The following is a 24,632-nucleotide window of genomic DNA, read 5'->3' as shown; positions in this document are numbered from 1 at the left end:
AAAGCCGCGATGGGGATAGCCCGCCCTTGCCCGACCGTGCGGTCATCCCGCCGCTGAGCTTCCCGTTATCGGGCTTCCGCCTCCGCGGCTGGCTCGGCTGGCTGGGGCGTCCGGGCGGCCCGTTGCCTACAGGAGCGATTCCGCTCCGTCAATAACGATCTGGGCCCCGGTAATATGACTGGAGGCGTCCGATACGAGGAACGCCACCAAATCGGCGACCTGCTCGGGCTTGCCGGGCCCATGCGCCAACGGCTGGCTTCCCTGTGGATACTCGACCGGGATCGAGATGCGGTCTACGGACGGTCTGCGGTCCGTATTCTCGCCGATATGGGTCTCGATGGCTCCGGGGCAGATGACATTCACGCGAATCCGATAGCGGGCCAGTTCAAGCGCCGCCATCTTGGCGAAGGCGACCTGGCCCGCTTTGGATGTGCTGTAGGCGCTCATCCCGAACCCGGAAAACTTGCGGCTGCCGTTAATCGAGCTCGTAATGACGATGCTGCCGCCATGTTGCTTCAAATAGGGGAGGGCGTATTTTACGGTAACGAACGTCCCGGTCAGATTGGTCCGGATCGTATCCTCCCAATCCTCCACCTTCATGTCCTCGATCGAGGACAGCACCCCGTTGATGCCGGCATTCGCGAATACGGCCCTGATCGGCCCGTGCGCTGCGGCTTCCTTGATCGCGTTCCCGACGCGGGAAGCGTCCTTCAGGTCAACATCGTACGCGTTGGCCCGCCCGGGATACAGGGCGTTCATCCGCCGCTCCGCCTCATAGGTCCGATCATCCTTCCGATCGAGCAGGGCGACGGTCATGCCCGCTTCCGCCAAGCGGAGGGCGGCGGCGCGTCCGATGCCTGACCCGGCTCCGGTGACGATGGCGACGCCTTCCATGGGCGCGGGCGCGTGTTGGTGCTGCTGGTCCATGTCACAACTCCTCTCTATATCCATCGGCAGGCCGATCATTACCGGCAGGCGCAGCCTGCCGCGATCGGGCCCCCGCTTCGTAGTGCTGCCTTTTACCTCTGCAAATAGGTCCGAAAACAGAGGAAAGCAAGGGCATTCCATGTTATAATGGAACTGTAAGCGAATACAATATACTTGCTTCCTGAATGCTGTACAGGAACGGGAGAAAGGTGGGTTCGATGATGCGGTGGTTCAAGCGGCGCAAGCCTTCTGCCCCCCGGCACGAAGCGGTTCATGTCACGTTGGACGAGATGAAGCGGGCGGTGCTCCAGTATGAACAGGATATGCAGGAGCAAATACCCCGAACCACGCTGCTCCGCCCCGACCAAAGCATTGATTTGTCCCGATTGAAGCGTTACCTGGGCGGAATTTCGGATCAGCGCTTTTATATGTCCCGTATGACCTATGAGATTTTTGAGGAACAAGACAAGCATATTCCGCTGTCCCTTGACGTCGTGCAGGCGGCAGTTGACGATTATTTGGAGAATCACGATGATTTGCCGGTCATTCCGGGCACCCGAAATCGCCAAGTTCATTACGACAAGCTGATCGAACGGCATTATTTAAAAGAGAAGCCGCCGATTCCGCTCTACTTGACGACAGAGCAGTTCATGCTGACTCATGAGCCGGATTGGCCTGGGCGGCTGCAGTAACGTTGGCGCACGGCAGCAGCGCGGCACAGCCGGATCAGGCGGCGCTTGCCGCCGCCTGCACCAAGACCAGCATGAGACCGGAGTTCCCGCCACGGGAGCTTCGGTTTTTTTGGGGGAAAGAGGGCTTGTTCATACGAGCCCGGACAGGCGGGATAGATTCGAACGGATGGAGTGAAAATTGATGTGGACCGCAAAAATGCTGGACACGGACAGAGGAAGATTCGAGATCTTTATGCAAGGCCAAGGCGATCCGTTATGCATTGCGCATTTGTACAGCGAATTTAATGAGCGAGGCTACTATTTTGCTGACCGGTTCACGGAACAATTTCGGGTGTATCTAATCAATTTAAAAGAGGCGGGCAATTCGTGTAAAATAAAATCCGAGCATGAGCTTGGAATGGCCGAGACATGCAAAGATTTAGAAGCGGTCAGGGAAGCGTTGGCACTGGAACAATGGAGCTATGCCGGCCACTCGACAGGCGGAATGCTTGGACTGATGTACGCGATACTATACCCTGGCTCGTTGACGAAAATGCTGGTTGGCGGCGCTGCGGCCTCGAATCGGTATATGGAGCATGAAGGCAGCATGTATTGCCCGAGGAGTCCGCTGAATGCCAGACTGCGCGAGTTATTCTCGATTTTCCAATCTCCGGAATCTACACGAGAAGAGCGATCGTTGGCGGGGAGGGAATGGACAGAGATGTCACTGTACAAGCCGGAGCAATTTGAACGTTATTTCTCTGAACCGAGCAGCGGGCGAGTCATTCAGCGCAGGCTGGATTATTATTCGTATGTCGAGCTGCCGGATTACGATATTACCGGGATGCTGCCTGGCGTTCTTACGCCGTCGATCGTTTATTGCGGAGCACATGACACCCAGTGTCCGCTGCCCTTTTCACAGGAAATACAGGAACTTCTGCCGCACTCGCAACTGGTTGTGTTCCGTGAAAGCAGCCATGTTCCTTATTTGGAAGAGGAGCATCTCTTTCTGGAGATGGTCAAGGAATTTAGAAATAGGAGGAATCCGGATGAGCATACTGAGTTGGATTGCCGAACGCAAAATCGAAGAGGCGATGGAAGAGGGCGTTTTCGATGACCTGCAGGGCAAGGGCAAGCCGTTGAAGCTGCGGGATCTGTCCCATGTGCCCGAGCATTTGCGCGCGGGTTATTTGGTGCTGGATAACGCAGGTTTGCTCCCCGAGCGGCAGAAGCTGCGCCAGGACATTGTCCGGCTGGAGCAATTGCTGGCGGCTTGCACGGACGAGGAGGCCCGCGACGGCATCCGCCGGCGTCTGACCGAGCGCCAGGTGCGGCTGGCCAAGATGTCGGAGGATCGCGGTTGGGCGGCGAATGAAGCATATTACCGATACGAGGGCCGCATCCGCGACAAGCTGTCCGGATCCGGCATGGAGAAGCGTTAGGAGGAAGGGCGGCTTTCCCCGGCTCGAATGGCGCGAGCCGCGCATATGGAGCGTATGGAATGCCGCCTGCCTAGACACGCTATGGACATCAATGCGTGAAGCAAGGGAAGGATGACGCGGTGTGATAGCAGCACATTGGAATGAATTGGAGCGGGAGCTGCCGCAGTGGCTGGAGGAGAGCCGGCGGATGGCGGCTGCCGGCAAAGTGGCCACTTATATTCCGGGTCTCGCCGAAGCAAGACCGGATGCGCTCGGCATCTCGCTCTGCGGGATACGGGGAGAACGGGTGAAGGCCGGCGAGACGGAGGAGCCGTTCACGATGCAGAGCGTGTCGAAGGTGTTTTCGCTGCTGCTCGCGCTCCTGGACAGCGGCGAGGCCGGGGTCTTCGCCAAGGTGGGCAAGGAGCCGACCGGCGATGATTTCAATTCGATTTTGAAGCTGGAGCTGGTCGATCCCGGGAAGCCGTTCAACCCGTTCATCAATGCGGGGGCGATCGCGATCGCCTCGTTGATCGAAGGACGGACTCCGGAGGAGAAGTCGGAGCGGCTGCTGGAGTTCATCCGGATGCTGGCGGACGATCCCGGCATCACCTGGAACCGGCGAATCTACGAGAGCGAACGGGAGACCGCTTACCGGAACCGTTCGCTGGCTTATTATTTGAAGGACAACGGCATTTTGGAAGGGGACGTGGAGGCCACGCTCGACGTCTATTTCCGGCAATGCGCCATCGAGGTCCGGACATGCCAACTGGCGCGGATGGCGCTCGTGCTGGCGAACCGGGGATGCGATCCGGTTACGGGACATTGCTATATTCCGAGGAGATACGTTCAGATCGCGACCTCGTTCATGACGACCTGCGGGATGTACAATGCGTCGGGCGAATTTGCGCTCGAAGCCGGGATTCCGGCGAAGAGCGGCGTATCGGGGGGCATCATGGCGCTCATTCCGGGCCAGTTGGGCATCGGCGTCTATGGCCCGGCGCTTAATGAGAAGGGGAATAGCGTCGCCGGCGTGCACATTCTGTCTATGCTGTCCGAGCAATTTGAATGGAGCATTTTCTGAGCGGCCGCCCTCACAACGGTCTGGCGAGGGACCGTCCGGCAAGGGTTCCGCACGGCCCTGCCGACTGGCGCATAGGCTGATGTATTCCAATCTATGGAAGGAGTGTCCGCCATGGCGCCTTATGTGCCCGGACCCCGTTATCCGTCCGCGCCCGGAAGCGCGGCAGCGAGCGGAACATCGCCGATCTCCAGGCCCGATCCCTATCCGGCGGTGAAGCCGGATAAGTTCGTCGCCTCCGCCTCGACATCGAAGCGCCTGTCCCGGCAGGCGATTGAGCTGCTGTCCGCCATCGAGAGAGATCGAAGGCTGGCCGCCTCGGTTATGGACGCGGCTCAGCGCGGCCACGAGCAGGAGGTGCTGCGGCTGCTCCGATCAACGGGGATCTCGGTCCCCATCGCGGTCAAAGTGACGCCGGCCGGCATCAAGATCGCGATGCGGCCCGATACGGACCCGAACGATTGCTGCGAGCTGGATGTGAAGATGCGGTGGAGCGGACCGGTGTGAGGCATGAACCGCGGTGTTCCGCATGCCTCCGGTCATACGCACAGAAGCGCCGGCGTCCTGTCAAGGGTGCCGGCGCTTCGTCATGCGCTAGAGAGATTAAGGCTGTTCCGGAAAACGTTCCCGAATAACGGTCTGTTCCAGCGGGAAGCGCCCGGTCGGGTGGGCGGGCGCAGCCGCTTGTCCGATCGTTACAAGCATAACCGGGACATACCGCTCCGGAATGCGGAATGTCTTGATCAGCTCGTCGCGGCGGAAGCCGCCGATCGGGCATGAGGCGTAGCCTGCGGCGGTCGCCGCGAGCATAAGCTGCATGGCGGCGAGGGAGGCATTGCGGATCGCTTCCTCCACGCCGACTTGAGGCGATGACGCATAGGCCCGGTTAATATTGCCGACCAGCGTGTCATGCACTTGCTGCGTAATCGAACCCGCCGCCAGCTGGGCGCCGTAGATGTCGGCAGCGACCAAGTTCGCCTGCGTGTCGCCCAGAATGGCGACGACGGCGGAGCAGTCGACAATCTGCTGCTGATTATTCGCGATCGGCAGCAGGGCCCGCTTGTTCTCCTCTTCCTCGATCACGAGAAAGCGCCAATGCTGCAAATTCCATGAGGACGGGGCCGTTCCGGCCAAGCGCAGGATTTCATTCATGTCTGCTTCCGGGATGCGCACGCCCGGAACATATTTGCGCACCGAATGCCGGGAGCGCATCGTCTCGGCGGCCGTGGCCGCAGGGGGCTGTTGGTTCATGCTGATCATCATCCTTCCTGAGGTCTACATGTGTAGCATGGGCTGAGGCAGCCCGGATTAATCCATTTGCTCAATACTAACTATAATATAGTAACATATGTAATGTAATTACGCTATGGGCGGAGAGCAACGGTGCTGTCGTATGGCGTCCTTCATTATGTCCGATGCTGTCACGAAACCATTTATAGACGATTTAAAGATTTGTTTTCCTTCACGGGACGCCCGTATGATGGAATTAGCAGCAATGATTACAAGCTACTCATCGGAGGGAGGAATTACCCGTGTTGATGCAAACGGAGCAACCGTTGATTCATTCGGAAGAACAATTGGAACAAATGCTGTCTACTCCATCCCGACGGCTGATCGAGGATGTGCGCCGTCTGGACGGCGATATTATGCTGCTTGGAGCGGGAGGCAAAATGGGCCCCACGCTGGCGAAGCTGGCGGTCGAGGCGATGCGCGCAGCCGGCGTGGATAAAAAGGTGTACGCCGTATCGCGTTTCTCGGAACCGGGTCTGATGGAAAAGCTGACTGCGGGCGGGGTAGGGGCGATCTCCTGCGATCTGCTCGATGACGATGCGCTGCAAGCGCTCCCGGATGTGCCGAATGTCATCTTCATGGCCGGCACGAAATTCGGAACGACAGGGAAGGAGCATCTGACGTGGGCGATGAATACGTACTTGCCGGGACGGGTCGCCCAGAAGTTCAGGTCGTCCCGCATCGTCGTCTTCTCGACCGGCAATGTGTATCCGCTTACGCCGGTGAAGCAGGGGGGAGCTTCCGAGAGCCAGTCCCCTGCGCCGATTGGCGAGTACGGACAATCCTGCCTCGGCCGTGAACGGATGTTCGAGCATTTTTCGCGACAGTACGGAACGCCGATCTGCATTTACCGGTTGAATTATGCCATCGATTTGCGCTATGGGGTGCTGCTCGAAATCGCGAAGTCGGTCGCGTCCGGACAGCCGATCGATCTGACGATGGGGCATTTCAACTGCATTTGGCAGGGGGACGCGAATGAGATTGCGATCCGGGCGCTGCTCGCTTGCGATACGCCGCCGGCCGTCTATAACATAACCGGTCCGGAGACGGTGGCGGTCCGTTATGCGGCCGAAGAGCTGGGAAGACGGCTCGGCAAGCAGCCGATCTATACGTCCGAGGAGTCCTCCGAGGCGCTGCTCAGCAACGCGTCAGCGGCCATGCAGCGGTTCGGGTATCCTTCCGTACCTCTGCAGACGCTGTTCGACTGGACGGCGGAATGGGTGAAGCGGGACGGGAAGACGATGAACAAGCCGACGCATTTTCAGGAACGGGAGGGGAAATTCTGACATGGCCGCGAACTGGACAGAAGGGCTGACGCGGGCGCTGCACGACGGCCTGTGCATTCCGGCCCATCCGTTGGCTCTGAATGAACGCAGGGAGCTGGACGAGCGCTATCAGCGGGCGTTGACCCGCTATTATGCGGCTTCGGGCGCCGGCGGCATCGCCATCGGCGTGCATTCGACGCAGTTCGAAATCCGCGACCCGAAGCACCGCCTCTATGAGAAGGTGCTGGCCTTGGCCGCGGAGGAGGTCGACCGGGCCCGGCTCGCAAGGCCGTTCCTGATGGTCGCCGGGCTATGCGGGCCGACGGAGCAGGCGCTCCAGGAAGCCGAGACGGCCCGCAGTCTGGGCTACCATGCCGGTCTGCTGAGCATGGGCGTGTCCGGCTATACCGAGGAGGAGCTGCTGGAGCGGACGAGACGGGTTGCCGCGGTCATGCCGGTGTTCGGCTTTTATTTGCAGCCATCGGTGGGCGGCCGGGTGTTCAGCTATTCATTCTGGAGAGCGTTCGCCGACATCCCCGGCGTCGTCGCCGTCAAGATGGCGCCCTTCAACCGGTACCAGACGATCGACGTCGTACGCGCGGTATGCGAGTCGCCGCGGCGCGACGAGATTGCGCTCTACACCGGCAATGACGACAACATTATCAATGATCTGCTGACGGTGTTCCGGTTCCGGGTGAACGGAGAGACGGTGGAGAAGCGCATCGTCGGCGGGCTGCTCGGCCATTGGGCCGTCTGGACGCACAAGGCGGCCGAGCTGCTGGCGTCGATTAAGGAGGCGCGGGCTTCCGGATCGCTCGACGCCGAATGGCTGACCCGCAATATCGAGGTGACCGATTGCAACGCGGTGCTGTTCGATGCGGCCCATCAGTTCGCCGGCTGCATTCCCGGCATTCACGAAGTGCTTCGCCGGCAGGGACTGCTGCCGGGCATATGGTGCCTTAATCCGGAGGAGACGCTCTCTCCGGGCCAGGCCGAGGAGATCGACCGCATCCAGCGGGATTATCCGCATTGGAGCGATGATGCGTTCGTGAAGGCGCATCTGCAGCAATGGCTGTCCTGAATGCGATTATGATATGATACGGGTATCTGCATGATGCGGACAAACAACTTCAGTGAATGAGTGGAGTCGATAGCTATGCCGGACATGACCGAACACCCCGTATCGGATCGCATTCAGATTGGATTGGCCGGCTGGGGGGATCATGATATTTACCCGCCGGGCACGAAGGGGGCGGAGAAGCTGGCGGAGTACGCCAAGCGGTTCCCTGTCGTCGAGATGGACAGCTCCTTCTACGCGATCCCGTCGCCGGAGCGGATGGAGAGCTGGGCGGCCCAGACTCCGGACGGATTCCGCTTCGTCGTCAAGGCGTACCAAGGGATGACGGGACATACGCGGGGCCGCATCCCGTACGATAATGCGCAAGCGATGTTCCAGGCCTGCCGGGAGGCGGCCGAGGTGCTGCATGCCGCGGGGAAGCTGCACTCCGTGCTGTTCCAGTACCCGCCCTGGTTCCACTGCGTGCGCAAGCATGTCGATATCCTGCGCCGCACCCGCCAGTGGATGGGCTCGCTGCCGGTCACGCTTGAATTCCGGCATCAGAGCTGGTTCACGCCGGAGATGCGCGAGCGGACGTTGGCGTTCATGCGCGAGGAAGGCTGGATTCACAGCGTCTGCGACGAGCCGCAAGCCGGAGAAGGTTCGATCCCGATCGTACCGGTGCCGACCGACAAAGGGCGGACATTGATTCGCCTGCACGGACGGAACGCGTCCGGCTGGCAAGCGCAAGGCCAGGCGAACTGGCGGGATGTCCGCTATTTGTACCGCTACAACGAGCAGGAGCTGCTGGAATGGAAGGGGCGGCTGCTCGCGATGCTGGCCGAGACGGAGCAGTGCTGCGTTATTTTCAATAATAACTCCGGCGGGGACGCCGCTCCGAATGCGCTCGAGCTGATGCGTCTGCTCGGTATGGAGCCCCCGTCCATCGGACCGGAGTGGGAGCAGATGAGCCTGTTCGGGGATACGCCGTAACCGAAGGGGCGGCAGCGATCCGCAACATAAGGGGAAGGGATGGTCTGAGGGCCATCCCTTTTCTGCGTGGCCAGGCTTGCGGGATGGGCGAGGTTTCATTTCCGGATGCATGGTGTAAAAAGGACATAGGCACGATGACGAAGCTGCACCACGGCGCACCACGGAAAGAGACAGCCATGAACAGGAGGCCTAGCCATATGACGACCGAACAGATGATGAAATGCATCCGGGAATGTCTCGAATGCATGAAGAAATGCAACCAGTGCTATGATGCATGCATGCATGAGGAAGAGGTGAATCCGATGACCGACTGCATCCGGCTGACGCGGGATTGCGCGGACGCCTGCGTCCTGGCCGCCCAATTCATGACGCGGAACAGCGAGCATTTGAAGGAGGCCTGCGCGCTATGCGCCGATATTTGCGAGCGATGCGCGGAGGAATGCCGGAACCATGCTTATGAACATTGCCAGGCATGCGCCGAGGCCTGCGAGGCTTGCGCGAAGAAATGCCGCGAAATGGCGGCCGCATAGGCGGAATGGAGATAGGGATGCGGACAGTTGCAAGTCTGCAGCCCCGGCTCATTCCAGAACTCGAACTTCCAGGTCTCCACTTCCTCCGCGCTGTAACGATTCAAGCAGTGACGCCGGAACCGGGCCACGAGAAGGCACCAGTGGTCGATCGATTGCGGCGGACTGACGCAGCTTGCCTTGTAGAACACCTACTTGCCCGGAGCGGCCCGCAGCAAGGAAGGCATGAAGCCCAGTTCCACGAAGGGCTTGAGGCCGCCGGACAGCAAGAAGTCGAACCGTTGATCCGCGAAGCCGAACAACTGGTCCGCGAACCGGAAATGAAACCTGGGCCGCCCCGCCTCGTCCTCATCGTAGACCATCTTCTCCTCGTCGAAGATGCCATGAAATCGCAAATAGCGGAAGGGGGACCCCCGCTGCACATGCTGCAGTTGATCCTGAACATCGACATGAATACCTTCCTTGGCTTTGCCGGTCGTGATCAACTGCTTCCACGTATGCCGGATCGACTCGTCGGGGACGGGCAGGTCCACATCGCAGGCGGTCTCTCCCGCCTCGCGAATATCATCATCCGCTGCACCAAGCGATTGGCTGCGCTGCTAATACTGATTTATCATTCTCAGCACGCTGGATGGATTGAACGCCAAAACGTTGGCCGACGGCTTTTCCATCTGCTCCACCAAAGCTGCAACATCTCTCGCACCTCCGGTCATCTGCTCCACCAATACTGCAAGAATGCAGCAATTTCATTGACACGAGTATGCAAAAATAGGATTGCTGCAAAAACACAGCAATTCCCCTACGGCAAGGCGCAGATAGCGTTCAAAGTGGCGAAATGATGCAGTTTTGCAGGATTTTCTCGGAATTTCGCCTTTTGGGGCTAAAAATGCTGCGCCTGTGCAGCAATTTCATGCGGGGACCCGCTTGTTGCACGCACGGACCAGCCTGCTGCATGCGGGGACCCGCTTGCCCTAGCCTGTTCTGCTTTCCCCGGCCCCGCCCTTCCTAATAAAAAGACGGTCGACAGGACTTTGTCGACCGTCTGGAACAAGAGAGGCATGCCGCCCCCCTTGTCTAGGTTTGTTATTTGGATTCCGAGCCGACGGTGAACCGCTGCTTCAGATGGCGAGGCTGTTCGATCTCGTCCACGACGGCGATCGCATAGTCGGCATAGCTGACATAGCTTTGTCCCGCCGAATTGATGAGAAGCTGATCTCTGCCGGTTACATACTTGCCTGTGCGCGGTCCTTCCGGATCGAAGAAGGCGGAAGGGCTGATGAACGTCCAGTTGATGGAGCTGGCGCGGAGATCCTCCAGGTTTTGTCCTTGATTTTTCGCGGTTGGAAGGTATTCCGCCGGGAAGTCCGGCGTATCCATGACACGGACCGTTCCTTGCTCATCGGCGAACAGGCTGCCAGCTCCGCCCACGACGATCAATCTGGTGTTCGGCGCATCCTTCAGCGCCTCGATCAGCACCCGTCCGGCTTCGACATGAAGATGCTCGCTGCCCGGCGCCGCGCCGAACGCATTGACGACGACGTCGAAGGGCTGCAGGTCGTTAGCGTCAAGCTGGAACACGTCCTTCTCCAACACGCGCGGGGTGGACAGATCCGCCAGCTTCGACGCGTCTCTCACGATAGCCGTTACTTGATGTCCCCGCTCCAATGCTTCTGTCATAATGCGTCTGCCGGCTTTTCCGGTCGCTCCGATAATTCCGATGTTCATGGAAATCGCTCCTTTTCTTGTCGTTGGTTCATTATGCTACCTATGTTGTAACTCATTCAGGTACAACATATTCACAAAATCACTTTGCATCAGGCCTATGAAAGTCTTTTGTTGTAACAATTATAGTTACAACTAATCGCTGCTGTCAAGCTTCATTTTTCATTCCCTTCCCCGGATGCGGGAGCAAGGCCGATGCAAGGCAGCCCCGGTACGGCTTCCCGGGAAGAGCCCCTCATGCGGTTGCGCTTGATTTTCAGAAATTTTCTCTTCCCATTCCAGCGAACTTGTTGTATACTTCTCGACATATTCATTCGACACAATGCGGCTTTCTTTGCCAATGCCAGGCAAGGGATGACGCCTATTATTAGCAGCGACTCTTTATTCTCGTATATGTGCAGGAATCGGCCTGCATGTTTCTACCCGATCACCGGAAATGATTGGACTACGGGAACCCGATTCGACAGCTTGCCGCAAGGGCGCGCCGCGCCGCTTGGCCGGCCCGCTGCCGTTGCCGATCATGCCGCAGGCCGGCATGATGCGGCCGGTTCCCTCAGCCCGTGCCTCTCATTTCCTTGTGGAATGCGTGGCGCGGGCTTTTTGTCATTGCAGGGTGCATCAAATGCGGAAAAGATGGACAGGCTGCCAATATCGAAAGGGGAATATGAACAGTGAAACGGCTTCAGGACAAAGTGCTGCAAGAGGGATTGGTGCTAAGCGACCGCGTGCTCAAGGTGGATTCATTCTTGAACCATCAGATGGATCCGGTGCTTATGAAGGAAATCGGGGAAGAATTCGTGAAGCGCTACGACGGCGAGCGGATTACGAAGGTGCTGACGATCGAATCATCCGGCATCGCGCCCGGCCTAATGACGGCGCTGGTGCTCAATGTGCCGCTCATCTTCGCGAGAAAGCAGAAGTCGCTGACGCTGCGAGACGATATTTTTGTCGAGAAGGTATATTCCTTCACGAAGCAAGAGACGAATGAAGTGACCGTATCCAAAAAATTTCTTTCGCCGGACGATCGCGTCCTCATCATCGATGATTTCCTCGCGAACGGCGAGGCGGCCTCCGGTCTGGCCCGCATCGTCGAGCAAGCCGGGGCGGGTGTCGTCGGCTTCGGCATCGTGATCGAGAAGTCGTTCCAGCCTGGCCGCGATCATTTGCTGGCTGCCGGCTACCGCGTCGAATCGCTGGTCCGCGTCGCCTCGCTTGAGGACGGAACCGTGACCTTCGTCGATGAGGCGCCGGAGGTGGCCGCCGAATGAGCATGGTGGACAACAAGGTGTTCCAAAGGCACCGCCACCCGCTGAAAACCTTCTCGCTCGGTCTTCAGCATGTGCTGGCGATGTACGCCGGCGCGGTGATCGTGCCGCTGATCGTCAGCAGCCAGCTCGGCTTCACCCAGGAACAGACCACTTACCTCGTCGCGATCGATCTGCTTATGTGCGGCATCGCGACGCTGCTGCAAGTCTTTACGAACCGCTTCTTCGGAATTGGCCTGCCGGTCGTCCTCGGTTGCGCCTTCCAGGCGGTGATGCCGATGATCGCCATCGGCTCGGAGTACGGCATACCGTATATTTACGGATCGATATTGGCGATGGGGCTGTTCGTCATTCTGTTCGGCGGATGGTTCGGGAAGATGATTCGCTTCTTCCCGCCGGTCGTGACCGGGTCGGTCGTCACCATCATCGGCATTACGCTCATCCCGGTCGCCTTCGGCAATCTGGGCGGGGGACAGGGAAGTCCGGATTTCGGCAGCCCGGACAATCTGCTGCTCGGGTTCGGGGTGCTTATTTTTATCGTGCTGCTTAATAAATTTTCGAAAGGCTTCATGCGCGCGATCTCGGTCTTGATCGGACTGCTGATCGGGACGCTGGCCGCGGCGCTGACGGGCAAGGTCGATATTGCCCCTGTGCTGGACGCGAGCTGGTTCCATGCCGTGCAGCCCTTCTATTTCGGGACGCCGAAGTTCAATCCGACCGCGATTTTGACGATGATTATCGTCGCGATGGTCGGCATCGCCGAGTCCACCGGGGTATTTATGGCCCTGAGCAAGATCGTGGACCGCGATCTCGATTCGAAAGACTTGGCCCGCGGCTATCGGGCCGAAGGGCTGGCGATTTTCATCGGCGGACTGTTCAATGCGTTCCCGTACACGACCTTCTCGCAAAATGTCGGCCTCATCCAGATGAGCCGCGTCAAGACGCGGGACGTCATCGTCGTCGCGGGCGGCCTGCTCATGCTGCTCGGCTTCGTGCCGAAAATCGCGTCGCTCACGCTGCTCATTCCCGATTCGGTGCTGGGCGGGGCGATGGTCGCGATGTTCGGCATGGTCATCTCCAGCGGCCTGCGCATGATCGGATCCCAAGTGGACCTGAACCGACACGAGAATCTGTTCGTCATCGCCTGTTCGGTCGGGATGGGGCTTGGCGTCACGGTAGCGCCGGGCATCTTCGACAGCTTGCCTGACACGGTGCGGATTCTTACCGACAACGGGATTGTCGCAGGGACGTTCACCGCGCTCGTCATGAATCTGCTGTTCAACGGCGTGAAGCGTCAGCCGGAGGAGGCGAAGACGCAGGAGTCCGAAGAGGAGACCATAGTCGCCTGAAGCTGAAAATAAAGCAAAGCCCCGCATCCTTCTTCTGGAGCGGGGCTTCTGTTATTGCCGGATTATTCGGCTTCCGTATAGGCGCGGTTCCGGAAGAACAGGGCGAGCGTGCCCGGGCCGGAATGGGCGCCGATCGCGCAGCCGATCGAGCCGGTCATGATGTTATGCATGCCGAACCGTTCGTTAATGATTTGCTTCAGCATCTCCATCGCTTCCGTGTCGTCGCCGTGAGCGATCCCGATAAGCTGATCCTTGTCATCCAGATTGGCGCGCTGCTCCATCAGGTCGGCCAGCCGCTGGATCGATTTCTTTCTTCCTCTGACCTTGTCCACAGGGATAAGCTTGCCATCCTCCACATGCAGGACCGGCTTAATGTTCAGCAAGCCGCCGATGACGGCGGAAGATTTGCTTACCCGTCCCCCGCGGTACAAGTATTCCAGATCATCCACGGTGAATACATGCTCCAGTCCCGCGGCCAAGGAGCGCACCTTGGAGACGAGACGCTCGCGGGACATGCCTTGGGCCGCCCAGCGCGCCGCCTGCTCGACGACGAGGCCGAAGCCCATGGAGGCGCATTTGGAATCGATGATATCTATCGCTGCGTCAGGATAATCCTCCTTCACCATATCAAGCATCATCCGCGAGGACGCGTATGTACCCGATAACTCGGAAGAAAAGGCAATGTAGATCGCTTCTTCGCCGGATTCCGCGATGGCCGCGAAGGTCTGCTGGAACCGCTCCATCGGAACTTGGGATGTTTTGTACACGAGCCCCTGGCGCATGCCGTCGAACATTTGCTTCGGTTGTATAGTAACGCCGTCCTCGTACTGATTCTGATCGAGAGTTACGATAATCGGCAGCACCGTGATGTTCAGCTCCTCGAGGACGGAGCGGGGAAGATCGATCGCGCTGTCTGTAAGGATACGAACTTGCTTCATGAGGATACCTCTCCTTAACAAGCTTTTTCTCTTATCATACCATGTCTTGGCCGGATTCGATGCGAAAAATGCGTGAACGCCGAAATCCCGCGTCATATTTGGCGCTCCTGGCTCATACCCGTAATCGAACCGGTTGCGGGGTGTCCTCGCGCGGAGCATGAGGAAGGGAAGGTGAGAGGGAGCATGGCCAAAAACAAACGCGGAAAATCGCTGTGGAAGCTGCCGGCGCGCGGGAGAGGAACCTGTCCCGTCTGTGCCAGCACGCGAATCAAGCTGCTTTACAGCCGGACGAATTCCGACGGCAAGGAATTGAAGGTATGCAAGAAATGCTATCAGGCCGTTCAGCAACGAATTGACGCCTGTACCGGCTGAAGGCCGAGGGCCGGAACCGATGCGGGGCCAGCGGCCGAGTAAGCAGCCAGACGCTAACGAAGCTTTTTTGGTGCCGGAAAAGGCTTCTGCCCGCGCTTTGCGCTATTCTCCCTTCGGCTCAGTCCCGTGCAGCGGCTGAGGAAAGGGGAGAGGAGAGCGACGGGAGATGATGTCCGCTTCGGGCTCCTTTCGAGCCCGAAGCGGCTCCCTCTATATAGGGGTTTGATAATTATACGGCTTTGGCAATCGAACGGAAGTCGAGGATCGTCTCATATTCATTTTCCAAAACTTCGGATCTGTGCTCGTCTTGACGGTGACGACTCCGGCTTGCTGGGACATTAGCGATATGCGAATCGATATGGGCGGGGCGGGCGCCGTTATCGGGGCGATGGAAATTATCCGCCGCCGCGGAGTGCGGGCCAACATGGTCGCGATCATCCCCGCCGCCGAAAATATGCCGGACGGCCGCGCGCTGCTGCCGGGAGACGTCTTGACGTATCCGAACGGCGTCTCGGTTCAGGTCGGCAATACCGATTCGGAAGGCCGGCTCGTCCTGGCGGACGCATTGATACATGCTCATGCGCTCGGCGCGAAGGAAGTGGTCGATATTGCGACTCTGACGTATTCCTGCCAAGGCGCGCTCGGCTCGAAGAACGCGGATCTGGGGAGACGAGCCTACGGTGTCGACGCTTCGGAGCCTGGGCCGGCTCACGGGAGAGAAGGTAGGGGAGCTTCCGCTCGCCGAGGAATATGCAGGCTACTTGGCAAGCGATTATGCGGATCTGTGCAATATCAGCCGGGTCGGCGAGGCCGGAGCGATTACGGCGGCGTTGTTCCTGCGCCGGTTCGTGCATCCGTCCATGAGCTGGGCTCATATTGATATGGCGGCCATGAAGGAGGCCGCGTCCACGGCCGGATATATAACTGCCGGCGCCACAGGCTACGGGGCCCGCTTGCTGGCCGAATTCGTGGCGGAGCGTTCGCGCTCGTCGTAAAGTTCGTCCACAGCAAAGCACGTCATAGCAAAACACGTCACGCAGAACACGTCACAGCAGAAGACGCCGCAGCGGAACACGTTCACGGCAAAGCTCGTTATAGTAAAGCTCGTTGACTAGAAGGGAAGACAGGTGGGGAGAAGCCGTGATTAAAGCGATCTTGTTTGATTTTGACGGGCTTATTCTGGATACGGAAACGACGGAATTTATCGCTTTTCAAGAAATATGCAAGCAGTATGATCATGAGATGCCCTTGGACGTATGGAGCCAATGGACGGGATCGACCGATTCGGTGCAGCGCGCCTGCCTCTATCTGGAGCAGGCGATCGGGGCTCCGCTTGATCGCGATGCGATTCGAACGCGCCACGGAGACATCTTTTATACTTATAAGCAGTTGGACCGGGCGGAGAACCGGATTCAATTAAGCCCTGTCTATGCGCATCGGGATATCGTGAAGCTCGACGACATTCTCGACATCACCAAGCAGCGGAGCATCAAGCTCAATCTGGATATTAAAAATGAGGACACGGTGGCTCCGGCGATGGAATGCGTTCTCCGGCACGGCATGGGGAATCAGGTGTTCGTCACGGGGTGCGGCGCGGGGATTGCAGGAAAATATGACGGCATCCGCGTTGTATATAATACGCCGGATGAATTAAGCGAAGCGGATATCGCCGATTACGGGGCGTTCGCGCGGCGGGCATGCGACGAAGCGCTCCGATGCTCCGCCTACGGCTTGAACATGGATTACCGGACATGCCGCAGGGAGCTGGTGGAAGCGGCCCATGAGCGTCAGTTGGCCGTCTGGGTGTATACGATCAACGCGTCAGAGGAGTTCAAGCGGTATATCGGCATGGGCGTCGATGCGATTACGACGCGAACGCCTCTTGCGCTGCTGGAGCTGAAGCCGTCCGCCCGGCAGCAAGGGGACGGATTGGCAGCTTTTTCGCCCGAATGGAACGGAAATGTTGATTTCTCGGCCCGCGCAAGATATAATGGACGACATTAACCGCATATCAGAAGACGATGATCGGGAGAGTACCGAACGTGGAGCCGTCAGCAGAGAGCCGGAACAGGTGAAAGCCGGCACGGCAGCGTCAGGGAAGCGGACCCGGGAGTTGAATGCCTGAACCGAAGCCGCCGCGCACCATGGCGGAGGCGTGAAGTAGGGCATTCCGGCGCAGCCGTTATTCGGGAATAAGGGGAACCTGGCATTCGCATGCCCGGTTCAATGAGAGTGGTACCACGGATCCAATGCCTCCGTCTCTTTGCAGACGGGGGCTTTTTTTATTTTCATGATAAGGTAATGGAGGTTGTCGTCATGTTAAAACACGCTGCAGCCGAGCTGCTGCAACCGTTAGTCCAATTGCCGATGGAGGAACTGCTGCGCAGTCTGGAGCTGCCGCCGAAGCCGGAGCTGGGCGATTATGCGTATCCTTGCTTCCCGCTGGCGAAGCGGCGCAGACAGGCCGCGCATCTGATTGCGGCCGAGATCGCCGCGCAGGTGAATGATCAGGGACGGGACGGCGTCCGCGCCGAAGCGGCCGGCGGATACGTCAATCTTTACTTCGATCCGACCGTCCAGGCGCCGAAGCTGCTCGAGCGCATGCTTCAGCCCGATTATGGGCGCTTGCACACCGGAGCCGGCAAGCGGGTCGTCATTGACATGTCGTCCCCGAATATCGCGAAGCCGTTCGGCATCGGGCATTTGCGCTCCACCGTCATCGGCAATGCGCTGGCCAATCTGTACAAACAGGCCGGGTATGAGGTGGAGAAGGTGAATCATCTCGGCGATTGGGGCACCCAATTCGGCAAGCTGATCGCGGCTTACCGGCATTGGGGCGATGAAGAGGCGCTGCGCCGCCAGCCGATAGAAGAGAGTCTGAAGCTGTATGTGAAGTTCCATGAGGAAGCGGAGCGGCATCCGGAGCTGGAGGACGAGGCGCGCGAATGGTTCCGCAAGCTGGAGCAGGGCGATGCGGAGACGCTCGCCTTATGGTCGTATTTCGTCGATGTGAGCATGGAGGAATTCAACCGGGTGTATGAGCGGCTGGGCGTTCAGTTCGATCATGTGCTCGGCGAGAGCTTCTACAACGACAAGATGGGGGCGGTCGTGGAGCGTCTGACCGAACTTGGCCTGCTGGAAGAGAGCGATGGCGCCATGGTCGTCCGTCTCGATGAGGAAGGCATGCCGCCTTGTCTCATCCTGAAATCGAACGGCACGACAATCTATCCGACGCGCGATCTGGCTACGGCGATCTACCGGAAGGGAATGATGGGCGCCGACAAGCTGCTGTATGTGGTCGGCGCGGAGCAGCAGCTTCATTTCCGCCAAGTGTACGCGGTGCTTCGCAAGATGGGGTATGCCTGGGCGGAGGATTGCGAGCATGTCGCCTTCGGCTTGATGACCTTCAACGGCAAGAAAATGTCGACGCGAAGAGGCAAGGTCGTCTTTCTGGATGAGGTGTTGAATGAAGCGGTCGCCAAAGCGATGGCGATTGTCGAGGAAAAGAACCCGCAGTCCCCGGACAAAGAGAGCATCGCGGAGGCGATCGGAGTCGGGGCGATCGTGTTCGGCGATGTGAAGAACAGCCGGATGCTGAGCGTGGACTTCCAACTGGAGGAGGCGCTGCGCTTCGAAGGGGAGACGGCCCCTTACATGCAGTACACGTACGCGCGCACGCTGCGTCTGCTGGAGAAGGGGCGGGATTTGGACGTGACAGGCGGGCAGGACGATGCCGAAGCAGCTGCTGGGCCGGTTCAGGGCTTGCATCTGTCCGGCCCCGAAGCATGGGCCTGCGTGAAGACGCTGTCCCAGTTCGAGGAGACGGTCGCTGCCGCCGTCCAGCACAATGAGCCTTCGCTGTTCGTGCGCCTGCTGCTGGAAGCGGCGAAGCAGTTCAACCGCTTCTATCACCATGAGCCGATTCTGGTGGACGACCCGGAAGCGAGAAGAGCGAAGCTGGCGCTGACCGCCGCCGTCTCGAACGTGCTCCGCCAAGGGCTGCGCATTATCGGAATTCAGACGCCCGCACGAATATAGCGCTTGGGGCGATGCAGATTACGGGCCGCTTCCTCACCGAGGAGCGGCCCGATACATGCGGGGAATCGGCATTAGTAGGCGCGATTCGTATAGGAGGTCGCCCCGTAGGACGGCTGAACATAGCTAAGGTTGGCGGCGCTTTGCATCGATTGCTCCATTTGCTGGCAGAGCTGGGTTACTTGCTGCATTTGCTGCATCGCCGTCTGATGGCCTTGCAGGGCCGTCTGGATAACTTGCACCGCTTGGCGTTCGCGTTGAGCCAGTTCTTCCAGACGGGACGCGTTTTGCTGCTCCTGCTGCATCAATTGCTGGTACATTTGCGATGCTTGCTGCGTTTGGCGCATCATTTGGGCAATGATTTGCTCGCACTGATTGATCTGGGATGAGATAGATGCATTGTACATCGTGTGTTCCTCCTAAGTGTTGTTGGTAGTTGCATACTTGGTTAGTGTTGCGCATGCATGAGAAATTATGCATAAATCGATTTTTTTACCGTTTCAAATCGTTACATGCCGATGAAAACGCTGTTATAGATTTTTGCCGGACCATCCCCTATAATAGCCTCAAGCTGATTCAGTCATCATGATTTCAAAACGATGACATATGGATGGAGGAGGGGCAATGATGACCCACAAACTGCGCTGGGGGATACTCGGGTGCGCCAGCATAGCGATCCGCGCCGTCATCCCCGGCATTCGCGCTTCCGAGACGGGGGAAGTGGCGGCCATCGCCAGCCGCGAGCTGGTCAAAGCGGAGGAGACCGCCCGGAAGCTCAACATTCCGCAGGCGTACGGCAGCTATGAGGAGCTGCTTGCCGATCCGGACATCGATGCCGTCTATATTCCGCTTCCGAATCATCTTCATATGGAATGGACGATCCGGGCGGCGGAGGCGGGCAAGCATGTGCTGTGCGAGAAGCCGATTGCGCTGACGGCCGGCGAGGCCAAGCGGATGGCCGCGGCTTGCCGCGAGGCGAAGGTGCTGCTGGCGGAAGCGTTCATGTACCGCCACCATCCCCGCTATGCCCGCATCCGCGACATTATTGAGGCAGGGGAGATAGGCGAGGTGCGCGGCATTCACGGGGCGTTCACCTTCAATAATGCCGGCGATGCCGGCAATGTACGGTACAAGAAGGAATGGGGCGGCGGTTCGATCTATGATGTCGGCTGTTATCCGATCAGCGCCGCCCGGTATGTGCTCGGGACGGAGCCGGTCGCTGCCACGGTGCAGGCATTCTTCTCCCCCGAGCACGGGGATGTGGATATGATGGCGTCCGGGCTGCTGGAGTTCCCGAACGCGGTGGGCTTGACGTTCGATTGCGGGATGTGGGCGGCCTCCCGCAACACGCTGGAGATTCTCGGATCCGACGGGCGGATTGAGCTGCCCTCGGCCTTCGTCGGCAATGCCGCGTTTACTGTACACGGCGTGAACGGAACGCGGGAAGAAACGCCGCCGGAGCTGAATACATATGCGCTTCAAGCCGACAATCTGGCGCGGGCCGTCTGGGGCATGGAGAAGCTGCTGTTCGAGCCGGAGGATGCCGTTCTCAATATGAAGGCGATTGACGCCTGCTTGGCCTCCGCGCGGGAGCGGCGGCGAGTCGTTATCCATGATATGTAATGGACAGGGGAGGAGGAAGCCGATGAAGATGCTGGACATTCACGGGCTGGAGCAACCAGTATCCCGCTTAATTATGGGTTCGGACTTTTTTGCGCCGGAGACGTATGATCATGTGGCCCAGGTTCTCGATGATTTCACGGAGCTTGGCGGCAATACGATCGATACGGCCTACATTTATTGCGGAGGCAAGAGCGAGCAGGCGATCGGCATGTGGGTAGAAGAGCGGCGGAACCGGAAGGACATCCGGATCTGGACGAAGGGGGCCCATCCGAATCAGAGTGGCCCACAAATGAACCGGCAGGCGATTCGCGACCAGCTGGAACAGAGCCTGGAACGGCTGCGGACCGATTATGTCGATCTGTATGCGCTGCACCGGGACGACCCGGACGTGGAAGTGGCCGTCATTCTCGATATTTTGAATGAATTGGCGGAGGAGGGCAAAATACAGGCTTTCGGAGGCTCGAACTGGACCTGGCAGCGGCTGCAGGAAGCGAACCGGTATGCGGCAGCCAATGGGCTGCGCGGGTTCTCGTTCAGCAGCCCGAACTTGAGCCTGGCCAAGGCGAAGGAACCGTATTGGCCGGACTGTATCAGCGCGGATGCGGAGACCATCGGCTGGCATCGACGCACGGGACTGCCGCTTTTGTCCTGGTCTTCCCAAGCGCGAGGATTTTTCACGGGCCGCTATACGAGAGAGAATTGCCCGGATCCGGATCTTATGCGTGTTTTCTACAATGACGCGAACTGGGAACGTTACGATCGGGCCAGCAAGCTCGCCGCGAGCAAAGGAGTCGAGCCGATTCAGATTGCCCTGGCTTACGTCCTGCTTCAGCCGTTCCCGACGGCGGCCATTATCGGCGCCCGGAACCGCAAGGAACTGGAGTCCTGCTTTGCGGCCGCACGGCTGTCGCTAACCGAACAGGAAATCGCATGGCTTGATTTACAGCCTGCCTAAGTTTACGCCCCATGAAACACCCGTTGTCCCGTCCGGGAGGGCGGGTTATTTGCCGTATATTGACGGAAGAAGATAAGCGGTCTACGAGTCCCGGCGCCGCTGCAGCTCCTTGAACAGATGCCAGAGCGCAGAAATGGCCAGCGTGATGCTGACGGCGATTCCCGAGAAAATAACGGCCATCGCCAGATATTCGAAGAAAGAATATTCGGATAGCCGCTTCCATTTCATCGGGTATTCCAAGTCGTCGATGATCTGATTCATCCCGTATATCCCGCTGATGACCGTGTAAATGGTCAGTATTTGCAGCATATAGCCGGAGCGGCGGCCCGTTGTATTCGCCTGGAATTCATACAGATCCGACAGGGTTCGCTTGACATCGTTCAGCAGCGCATCATTCCCGTATTGTTCGCGGATGAGGCAGAAAATGTCGCGCAATTGGGATTCCGCCGCCATCTTGCGAAAGTAATATTTGGAGGAGAAGAGCGTAATGTCGTGGATTAGTTCCTTGACCGTGTCTTCATTCTTGCCTACTTGAAGATGGACATGCTGGTTGGACAGCTTCACGACGCGTGAATCGCTTGAAGGTCTCCGCACTCAGACGCATAAAAGCCGATGGCGAACATGCGCTCATTAATGAGAAAAGGAAGCTTTTCGAAGGCTCCGGACGGCTGCTCCTCCCGTTCGATCCAATCGAATAGCCCCGGTATCAGCTCCTTGCTCATGAATTCGCGCGTTTCCCGATAGGTGCTGCCCGTATCCAAGGAATGGATGAAGGAGCGCCGATCATTCAGCTCCCGGTTCTGAAGGGAACGAAATCGTTTGGCGAATTCAAGGGCATGGCTCAAGGAGCAGCTAGCCTGCACCTCGGTGCGAATCGTAACAAGCGCCACATCGAACGGGCACAAAATAACGTCGGCCGATCGGATGACGGCATGCAGCTTGGCATACGCCATCTGGAACAAGAAGGTTGTCTCGAAGGCTTTGGAATAACGCTGGAAGCCTTCCTGGTCCGGCAGAGAATCCGGAAACAAAATATAGTCCGTGTAAGGCAAAAACATGCTTTCCATCAAATGATGAGATACCGCATGACGAGGCCCGTAAAAAGCGGTCTCCTGCGAAGAATCCGACAAGCAAAACGGGACAAACCCTTCACGCAGCAACTGCTTCTCCACACTGGCGAAGGCTGCCTTTTTTATTGAAAAGGGAAAAATAAACTGATGCAATGCGGTGTGTAATGTTTTCTCCTCTAATGGAATGATCTGCATTGGCACGCACCACCTGTTCACCTAGATTAAGCGATGATATCCATCTAGCACTATTTACACCGGAATGGCGCCATTGAACAGCGGACGCACAGTCTTGACAATCAATCGCGAATGTGAAAAAATCTAACTAACGTTAGTTAGGTAAAAAGAAAATGGAGGGATGGCGCATGACAGCCAATCGTATTTTGGAAGCTGCGCTGGAGCATTTCGCCGCGAGCGGATACGAAGGAGCTGCCCTGTCCGATATCGCCAGCCAAGTCGGTATTCGAACGCCATCGATATACGCGCATTTCAAGAACAAGGATGATCTGTTCTTGAGTGTCATCGACAAAGCGGTCGCGGATCAATTGGAGCGGCTGGCGGATTATTTCGCTCAGCAGGGGGAGCTGAAGGCAATTGAGGATCAACTGTACGGCCTCATTATCGATTACGAGGAACGATATCAGAGCGACAGCAATGTGAAGTTCCTGCTTCGCGTGATGTTCTTTCCGCCGCCGCCGCTGCTGGGCCCGGTCATGGAGCGGGTCAACGGCTATCTGGATGAAATGGAACGAATGCTGGCCGGAGTGTGCGAACAGGGAATGGCGAGAGGACAGCTGGCCAAGCTCGAGCTGAACACCGTCACTGCCGCCTACATGTGCTTGCTGGACGGGGTGCTGGTGGAAATGCTGCTGGGGGGGCCGCTTCGTTTCAAAAAGAGGCTGGAAGCGTCGTGGACGATGTTCCAGCGCAGCATCGCTCCGTAATCGGGCGGCGATAGATAAGCCATACTACGCAGAGAGCCGGCAACAGGAGAGGTGAGACTATGAATATTCATTGGGTCAAAGTGTTTATCGCTGCATTTTTTGAAGTGTTTTGGGTCATTGGCTTGAAGCATGCCAGCAATGTATGGGAATGGATTGGCACGATAATTGCCATCCTCATCAGCTTCTACGTCATGATCATGGCAGGGAAGAAGCTGCCGGTTGGCACTGTATATGCGGTGTTCGTCGGTCTGGGCACCGCCGGAACGGTATTCTCCGACATTGTCTTCTTCGGCGAACCGTTCAGCGTGCCGAAGGTTCTTCTTATTCTCTTGCTCCTGGGCGGAGTTATCGGCCTGAAAATGGTTACCAAGGAGAAGGACAAGGAAGGAGCTGAGGCATAAATGGCATGGATCTCGCTGCTGCTGGCAGGGTTATGCGAAATGGTTGGCGTAACGATGATTAACAAATTCCATGCGGAAAAAACATGGCAATCCGTGATCTACATGATGATAGGTTTCGGAGCGAGCTTCGCCTTCCTGGCTTATGCAATGGAGACGCTGCCGATGGGAACCGCGTATGCGATCTGGACCGGTATCGGCGCATCGGGCGGCGCCATTGTCGGCATGCTGGCCTACGGCGAATCGAAGGACTGGAAGCGAATTGTCTTTATATGCATGGTGCTGGGAGCCGCCATTGGCTTAAAGCTCGTATCGTGAACTAATGTGATAATGTCAAATCAGCGCCAGCGTGCGCTGCGGGAAATCCCGGTCCGGGTGGCCGGGATTTTTTTGTTATGGGCTTTAGCCCGTTGAGTGCGTGAAACGCACGAAACAAAAAACCACCCGCTATGCGGGTGGAGGGATCGAGGGTTTGACCAACAAGACCATCCCGATAAAATTGAGATGTTCAGGCTCAATGAAAGGAATGGTCTTAGATGGCAAACAAGAACTATAGTCTAGCTCACACGAAGTGGATGTGCAAATACCACATTGTGTTCACCCCGAAGTATAGACGGAAAGAGATTTATAATCAAGTGAGAAAAGAGCTTCTTCGCCGTTATAAATGCAATGACTTGTCGATACTGGAATTAAGAACCCAGTAGAGGACAGGTGTTTTCATATGTTTGCAGC

Annotated in this window: 27 protein-coding genes, 3 pseudogenes, 1 riboswitch and 1 other annotated feature; of the genes and pseudogenes, 22 read left to right on the top strand and 8 right to left on the bottom strand. The window is 57.9% G+C overall.

What is annotated here, in order from left to right:
• Positions 1-126 precede the first annotated feature (126 nt).
• Positions 127-927, bottom strand: a complete 801-nt coding sequence (locus tag ABD76_RS04190; RefSeq protein WP_197254480.1) for an SDR family oxidoreductase — start codon at positions 925-927, stop codon at positions 127-129.
• A gap of 221 nt (positions 928-1,148) precedes the next feature.
• Here ABD76_RS04190 and ABD76_RS04185 point away from each other — a divergent pair, with 221 nt between their 5' ends.
• The 5 genes from ABD76_RS04185 to ABD76_RS04165 all read left to right on the top strand — a co-directional run bounded on the left by ABD76_RS04185 (position 1,149) and on the right by ABD76_RS04165 (position 4,607).
• A complete protein-coding gene (locus ABD76_RS04185) occupies positions 1,149-1,619 on the top strand; it encodes a DUF3939 domain-containing protein (protein WP_197254510.1) in 471 nt (156 codons plus the stop codon).
• A gap of 181 nt (positions 1,620-1,800) precedes the next feature.
• The gene (locus ABD76_RS04180; RefSeq protein WP_197254478.1) at positions 1,801-2,715 is read left to right on the top strand and encodes an alpha/beta fold hydrolase; all 915 of its coding nucleotides are present in this window, start codon (positions 1,801-1,803) and stop codon (positions 2,713-2,715) included.
• Positions 2,648-3,040 (top strand): DnaJ family domain-containing protein, encoded by a 393-nt coding sequence (locus ABD76_RS04175; protein ID WP_197254477.1) that lies wholly within the window; start codon positions 2,648-2,650, stop codon positions 3,038-3,040. The genes ABD76_RS04180 and ABD76_RS04175 overlap by 68 nt, the downstream gene beginning before the upstream one ends.
• Positions 3,041-3,161: 121 nt before the next feature.
• Entirely contained in the window at positions 3,162-4,103 is a 942-nt protein-coding gene (gene glsA / locus ABD76_RS04170; protein WP_197254476.1) for a glutaminase A, read from the top strand.
• 111 nt (positions 4,104-4,214) lie between these two features.
• Positions 4,215-4,607, top strand: coding sequence for a YuzC family spore coat inner layer protein (locus ABD76_RS04165; RefSeq protein WP_197254475.1), 393 nt, complete (start codon positions 4,215-4,217; stop codon positions 4,605-4,607).
• A gap of 96 nt (positions 4,608-4,703) precedes the next feature.
• On the opposite strand, the gene ABD76_RS04160 is transcribed toward ABD76_RS04165, so the two are convergent.
• The gene (locus ABD76_RS04160; protein ID WP_197254474.1) at positions 4,704-5,351 is read right to left on the bottom strand and encodes a nitroreductase family protein; all 648 of its coding nucleotides are present in this window, start codon (positions 5,349-5,351) and stop codon (positions 4,704-4,706) included.
• Positions 5,352-5,659: 308 nt separating this feature from the next.
• Between ABD76_RS04160 and ABD76_RS04155 the strand changes: the two genes are divergently transcribed.
• The 4 genes from ABD76_RS04155 to ABD76_RS04140 all read left to right on the top strand — a co-directional run bounded on the left by ABD76_RS04155 (position 5,660) and on the right by ABD76_RS04140 (position 9,235).
• Positions 5,660-6,676: an NAD-dependent epimerase/dehydratase family protein gene (locus ABD76_RS04155; RefSeq protein WP_197254508.1), complete on the top strand. Its 1,017-nt coding sequence runs from the start codon at positions 5,660-5,662 to the stop codon at positions 6,674-6,676.
• 1 nt (position 6,677) lies between these two features.
• Positions 6,678-7,736, top strand: a complete 1,059-nt coding sequence (locus ABD76_RS04150) for a dihydrodipicolinate synthase family protein (protein ID WP_197254473.1) — start codon at positions 6,678-6,680, stop codon at positions 7,734-7,736.
• A gap of 75 nt (positions 7,737-7,811) precedes the next feature.
• On the top strand, positions 7,812-8,705 hold the full coding sequence (locus ABD76_RS04145) for a DUF72 domain-containing protein (RefSeq protein WP_197254472.1): 894 nt from the start codon (positions 7,812-7,814) through the stop codon (positions 8,703-8,705).
• Positions 8,706-8,902: 197 nt separating this feature from the next.
• Positions 8,903-9,235 carry a four-helix bundle copper-binding protein gene (locus ABD76_RS04140; protein WP_197254471.1) on the top strand — a complete coding sequence of 111 codons (333 nt, stop codon included), beginning with the start codon at positions 8,903-8,905 and terminating at the stop codon, positions 9,233-9,235.
• Here ABD76_RS04140 and ABD76_RS04135 read toward each other — a convergent pair.
• A pseudogene (locus ABD76_RS04135) lies at positions 9,160-9,765 on the bottom strand (GH39 family glycosyl hydrolase). The gene ABD76_RS04140 and the pseudogene ABD76_RS04135 sit on opposite strands and share 76 nt — an antisense overlap.
• Positions 9,766-10,315: 550 nt before the next feature.
• Positions 10,316-10,957, bottom strand: coding sequence for an NAD(P)-dependent oxidoreductase (locus tag ABD76_RS04130; protein WP_197254470.1), 642 nt, complete (start codon positions 10,955-10,957; stop codon positions 10,316-10,318).
• A 364-nt stretch (positions 10,958-11,321) separates the two neighbouring features.
• A riboswitch (purine riboswitch) is annotated at positions 11,322-11,422 on the top strand.
• A 203-nt stretch (positions 11,423-11,625) separates the two neighbouring features.
• Between ABD76_RS04130 and ABD76_RS04125 the strand changes: the two genes are divergently transcribed.
• Positions 11,626-12,222 (top strand): xanthine phosphoribosyltransferase, encoded by a 597-nt coding sequence (locus ABD76_RS04125; RefSeq protein ID WP_197254469.1) that lies wholly within the window; start codon positions 11,626-11,628, stop codon positions 12,220-12,222.
• On the top strand, positions 12,219-13,568 hold the full coding sequence (locus tag ABD76_RS04120; RefSeq protein ID WP_197254468.1) for a nucleobase:cation symporter-2 family protein: 1,350 nt from the start codon (positions 12,219-12,221) through the stop codon (positions 13,566-13,568). Before ABD76_RS04125 ends, ABD76_RS04120 begins: the two co-directional genes overlap by 4 nt.
• 62 nt (positions 13,569-13,630) lie before the next feature.
• Here the strand turns inward: ABD76_RS04120 and ABD76_RS04115 are convergent, their stop codons facing one another.
• A complete protein-coding gene (locus ABD76_RS04115) occupies positions 13,631-14,506 on the bottom strand; it encodes a DegV family protein (protein WP_197254467.1) in 876 nt (291 codons plus the stop codon).
• Positions 14,507-14,689: 183 nt separating this feature from the next.
• Between ABD76_RS04115 and ABD76_RS04110 the strand changes: the two genes are divergently transcribed.
• From ABD76_RS04110 to argS, 5 genes and pseudogenes are all read left to right on the top strand, one after another.
• The gene (locus ABD76_RS04110; protein WP_197254466.1) at positions 14,690-14,878 is read left to right on the top strand and encodes a hypothetical protein; all 189 of its coding nucleotides are present in this window, start codon (positions 14,690-14,692) and stop codon (positions 14,876-14,878) included.
• A gap of 346 nt (positions 14,879-15,224) precedes the next feature.
• Positions 15,225-15,476: pseudogene (locus ABD76_RS30140) on the top strand (peptidase M17); the annotation flags it as partial.
• 82 nt (positions 15,477-15,558) lie between these two features.
• A complete protein-coding gene (locus tag ABD76_RS30135; protein ID WP_338125034.1) occupies positions 15,559-15,873 on the top strand; it encodes a hypothetical protein in 315 nt (104 codons plus the stop codon).
• Positions 15,874-16,018: 145 nt separating this feature from the next.
• Positions 16,019-16,882, top strand: a complete 864-nt coding sequence (locus ABD76_RS04100; RefSeq protein WP_338125033.1) for a glycerophosphodiester phosphodiesterase family protein — start codon at positions 16,019-16,021, stop codon at positions 16,880-16,882.
• 8 nt (positions 16,883-16,890) lie between these two features.
• Positions 16,891-17,144 (top strand) — a binding site (T-box leader).
• Positions 17,145-17,194: 50 nt separating this feature from the next.
• On the top strand, positions 17,195-18,916 hold the full coding sequence (gene argS, locus ABD76_RS04095; protein WP_197254465.1) for an arginine--tRNA ligase: 1,722 nt from the start codon (positions 17,195-17,197) through the stop codon (positions 18,914-18,916).
• 71 nt (positions 18,917-18,987) lie between these two features.
• Here argS and ABD76_RS04090 read toward each other — a convergent pair whose 3' ends face one another.
• A complete protein-coding gene (locus tag ABD76_RS04090; protein WP_197254464.1) occupies positions 18,988-19,320 on the bottom strand; it encodes a hypothetical protein in 333 nt (110 codons plus the stop codon).
• Positions 19,321-19,537: 217 nt separating this feature from the next.
• On the opposite strand from ABD76_RS04090, the gene ABD76_RS04085 reads away from it, so the two are divergent.
• A complete protein-coding gene (locus ABD76_RS04085; protein ID WP_197254463.1) occupies positions 19,538-20,536 on the top strand; it encodes a Gfo/Idh/MocA family protein in 999 nt (332 codons plus the stop codon).
• Positions 20,537-20,558: 22 nt separating this feature from the next.
• Complete coding sequence (locus tag ABD76_RS04080; protein WP_197254462.1) at positions 20,559-21,491, top strand: aldo/keto reductase; 933 nt, start codon at positions 20,559-20,561, stop codon at positions 21,489-21,491.
• An 81-nt stretch (positions 21,492-21,572) separates the two neighbouring features.
• On the opposite strand, the gene ABD76_RS04075 is transcribed toward ABD76_RS04080, so the two are convergent.
• Positions 21,573-22,055 carry a hypothetical protein gene (locus tag ABD76_RS04075; protein ID WP_197254461.1) on the bottom strand — a complete coding sequence of 161 codons (483 nt, stop codon included), beginning with the start codon at positions 22,053-22,055 and terminating at the stop codon, positions 21,573-21,575.
• Complete coding sequence (locus ABD76_RS04070) at positions 22,052-22,756, bottom strand: hypothetical protein (protein ID WP_197254460.1); 705 nt, start codon at positions 22,754-22,756, stop codon at positions 22,052-22,054. The genes ABD76_RS04075 and ABD76_RS04070 overlap by 4 nt, the downstream gene beginning before the upstream one ends.
• 167 nt (positions 22,757-22,923) lie before the next feature.
• Here ABD76_RS04070 and ABD76_RS04065 point away from each other — a divergent pair, with 167 nt between their 5' ends.
• From ABD76_RS04065 to ABD76_RS04050, 4 genes and pseudogenes are all read left to right on the top strand, one after another.
• Positions 22,924-23,502 (top strand): TetR/AcrR family transcriptional regulator, encoded by a 579-nt coding sequence (locus ABD76_RS04065; RefSeq protein ID WP_197254458.1) that lies wholly within the window; start codon positions 22,924-22,926, stop codon positions 23,500-23,502.
• A gap of 59 nt (positions 23,503-23,561) precedes the next feature.
• Entirely contained in the window at positions 23,562-23,903 is a 342-nt protein-coding gene (locus ABD76_RS04060) for a DMT family transporter (protein WP_206765510.1), read from the top strand.
• Complete coding sequence (locus tag ABD76_RS04055) at positions 23,904-24,218, top strand: DMT family transporter (protein WP_197254456.1); 315 nt, start codon at positions 23,904-23,906, stop codon at positions 24,216-24,218. It abuts the gene before it with no gap.
• Between the two features lie 218 nt (positions 24,219-24,436).
• Positions 24,437-24,550: pseudogene (locus ABD76_RS04050) on the top strand (transposase); the annotation flags it as partial.
• Between the last annotated feature and the right edge of the window lie 82 nt (positions 24,551-24,632).

This window comes from Paenibacillus dendritiformis (assembly GCF_015845845.1).
GTDB lineage: Bacteria > Bacillota > Bacilli > Paenibacillales > Paenibacillaceae > Paenibacillus_B > Paenibacillus_B dendritiformis_C.
This window is presented reverse-complemented; position numbering and strand designations above follow the sequence as displayed.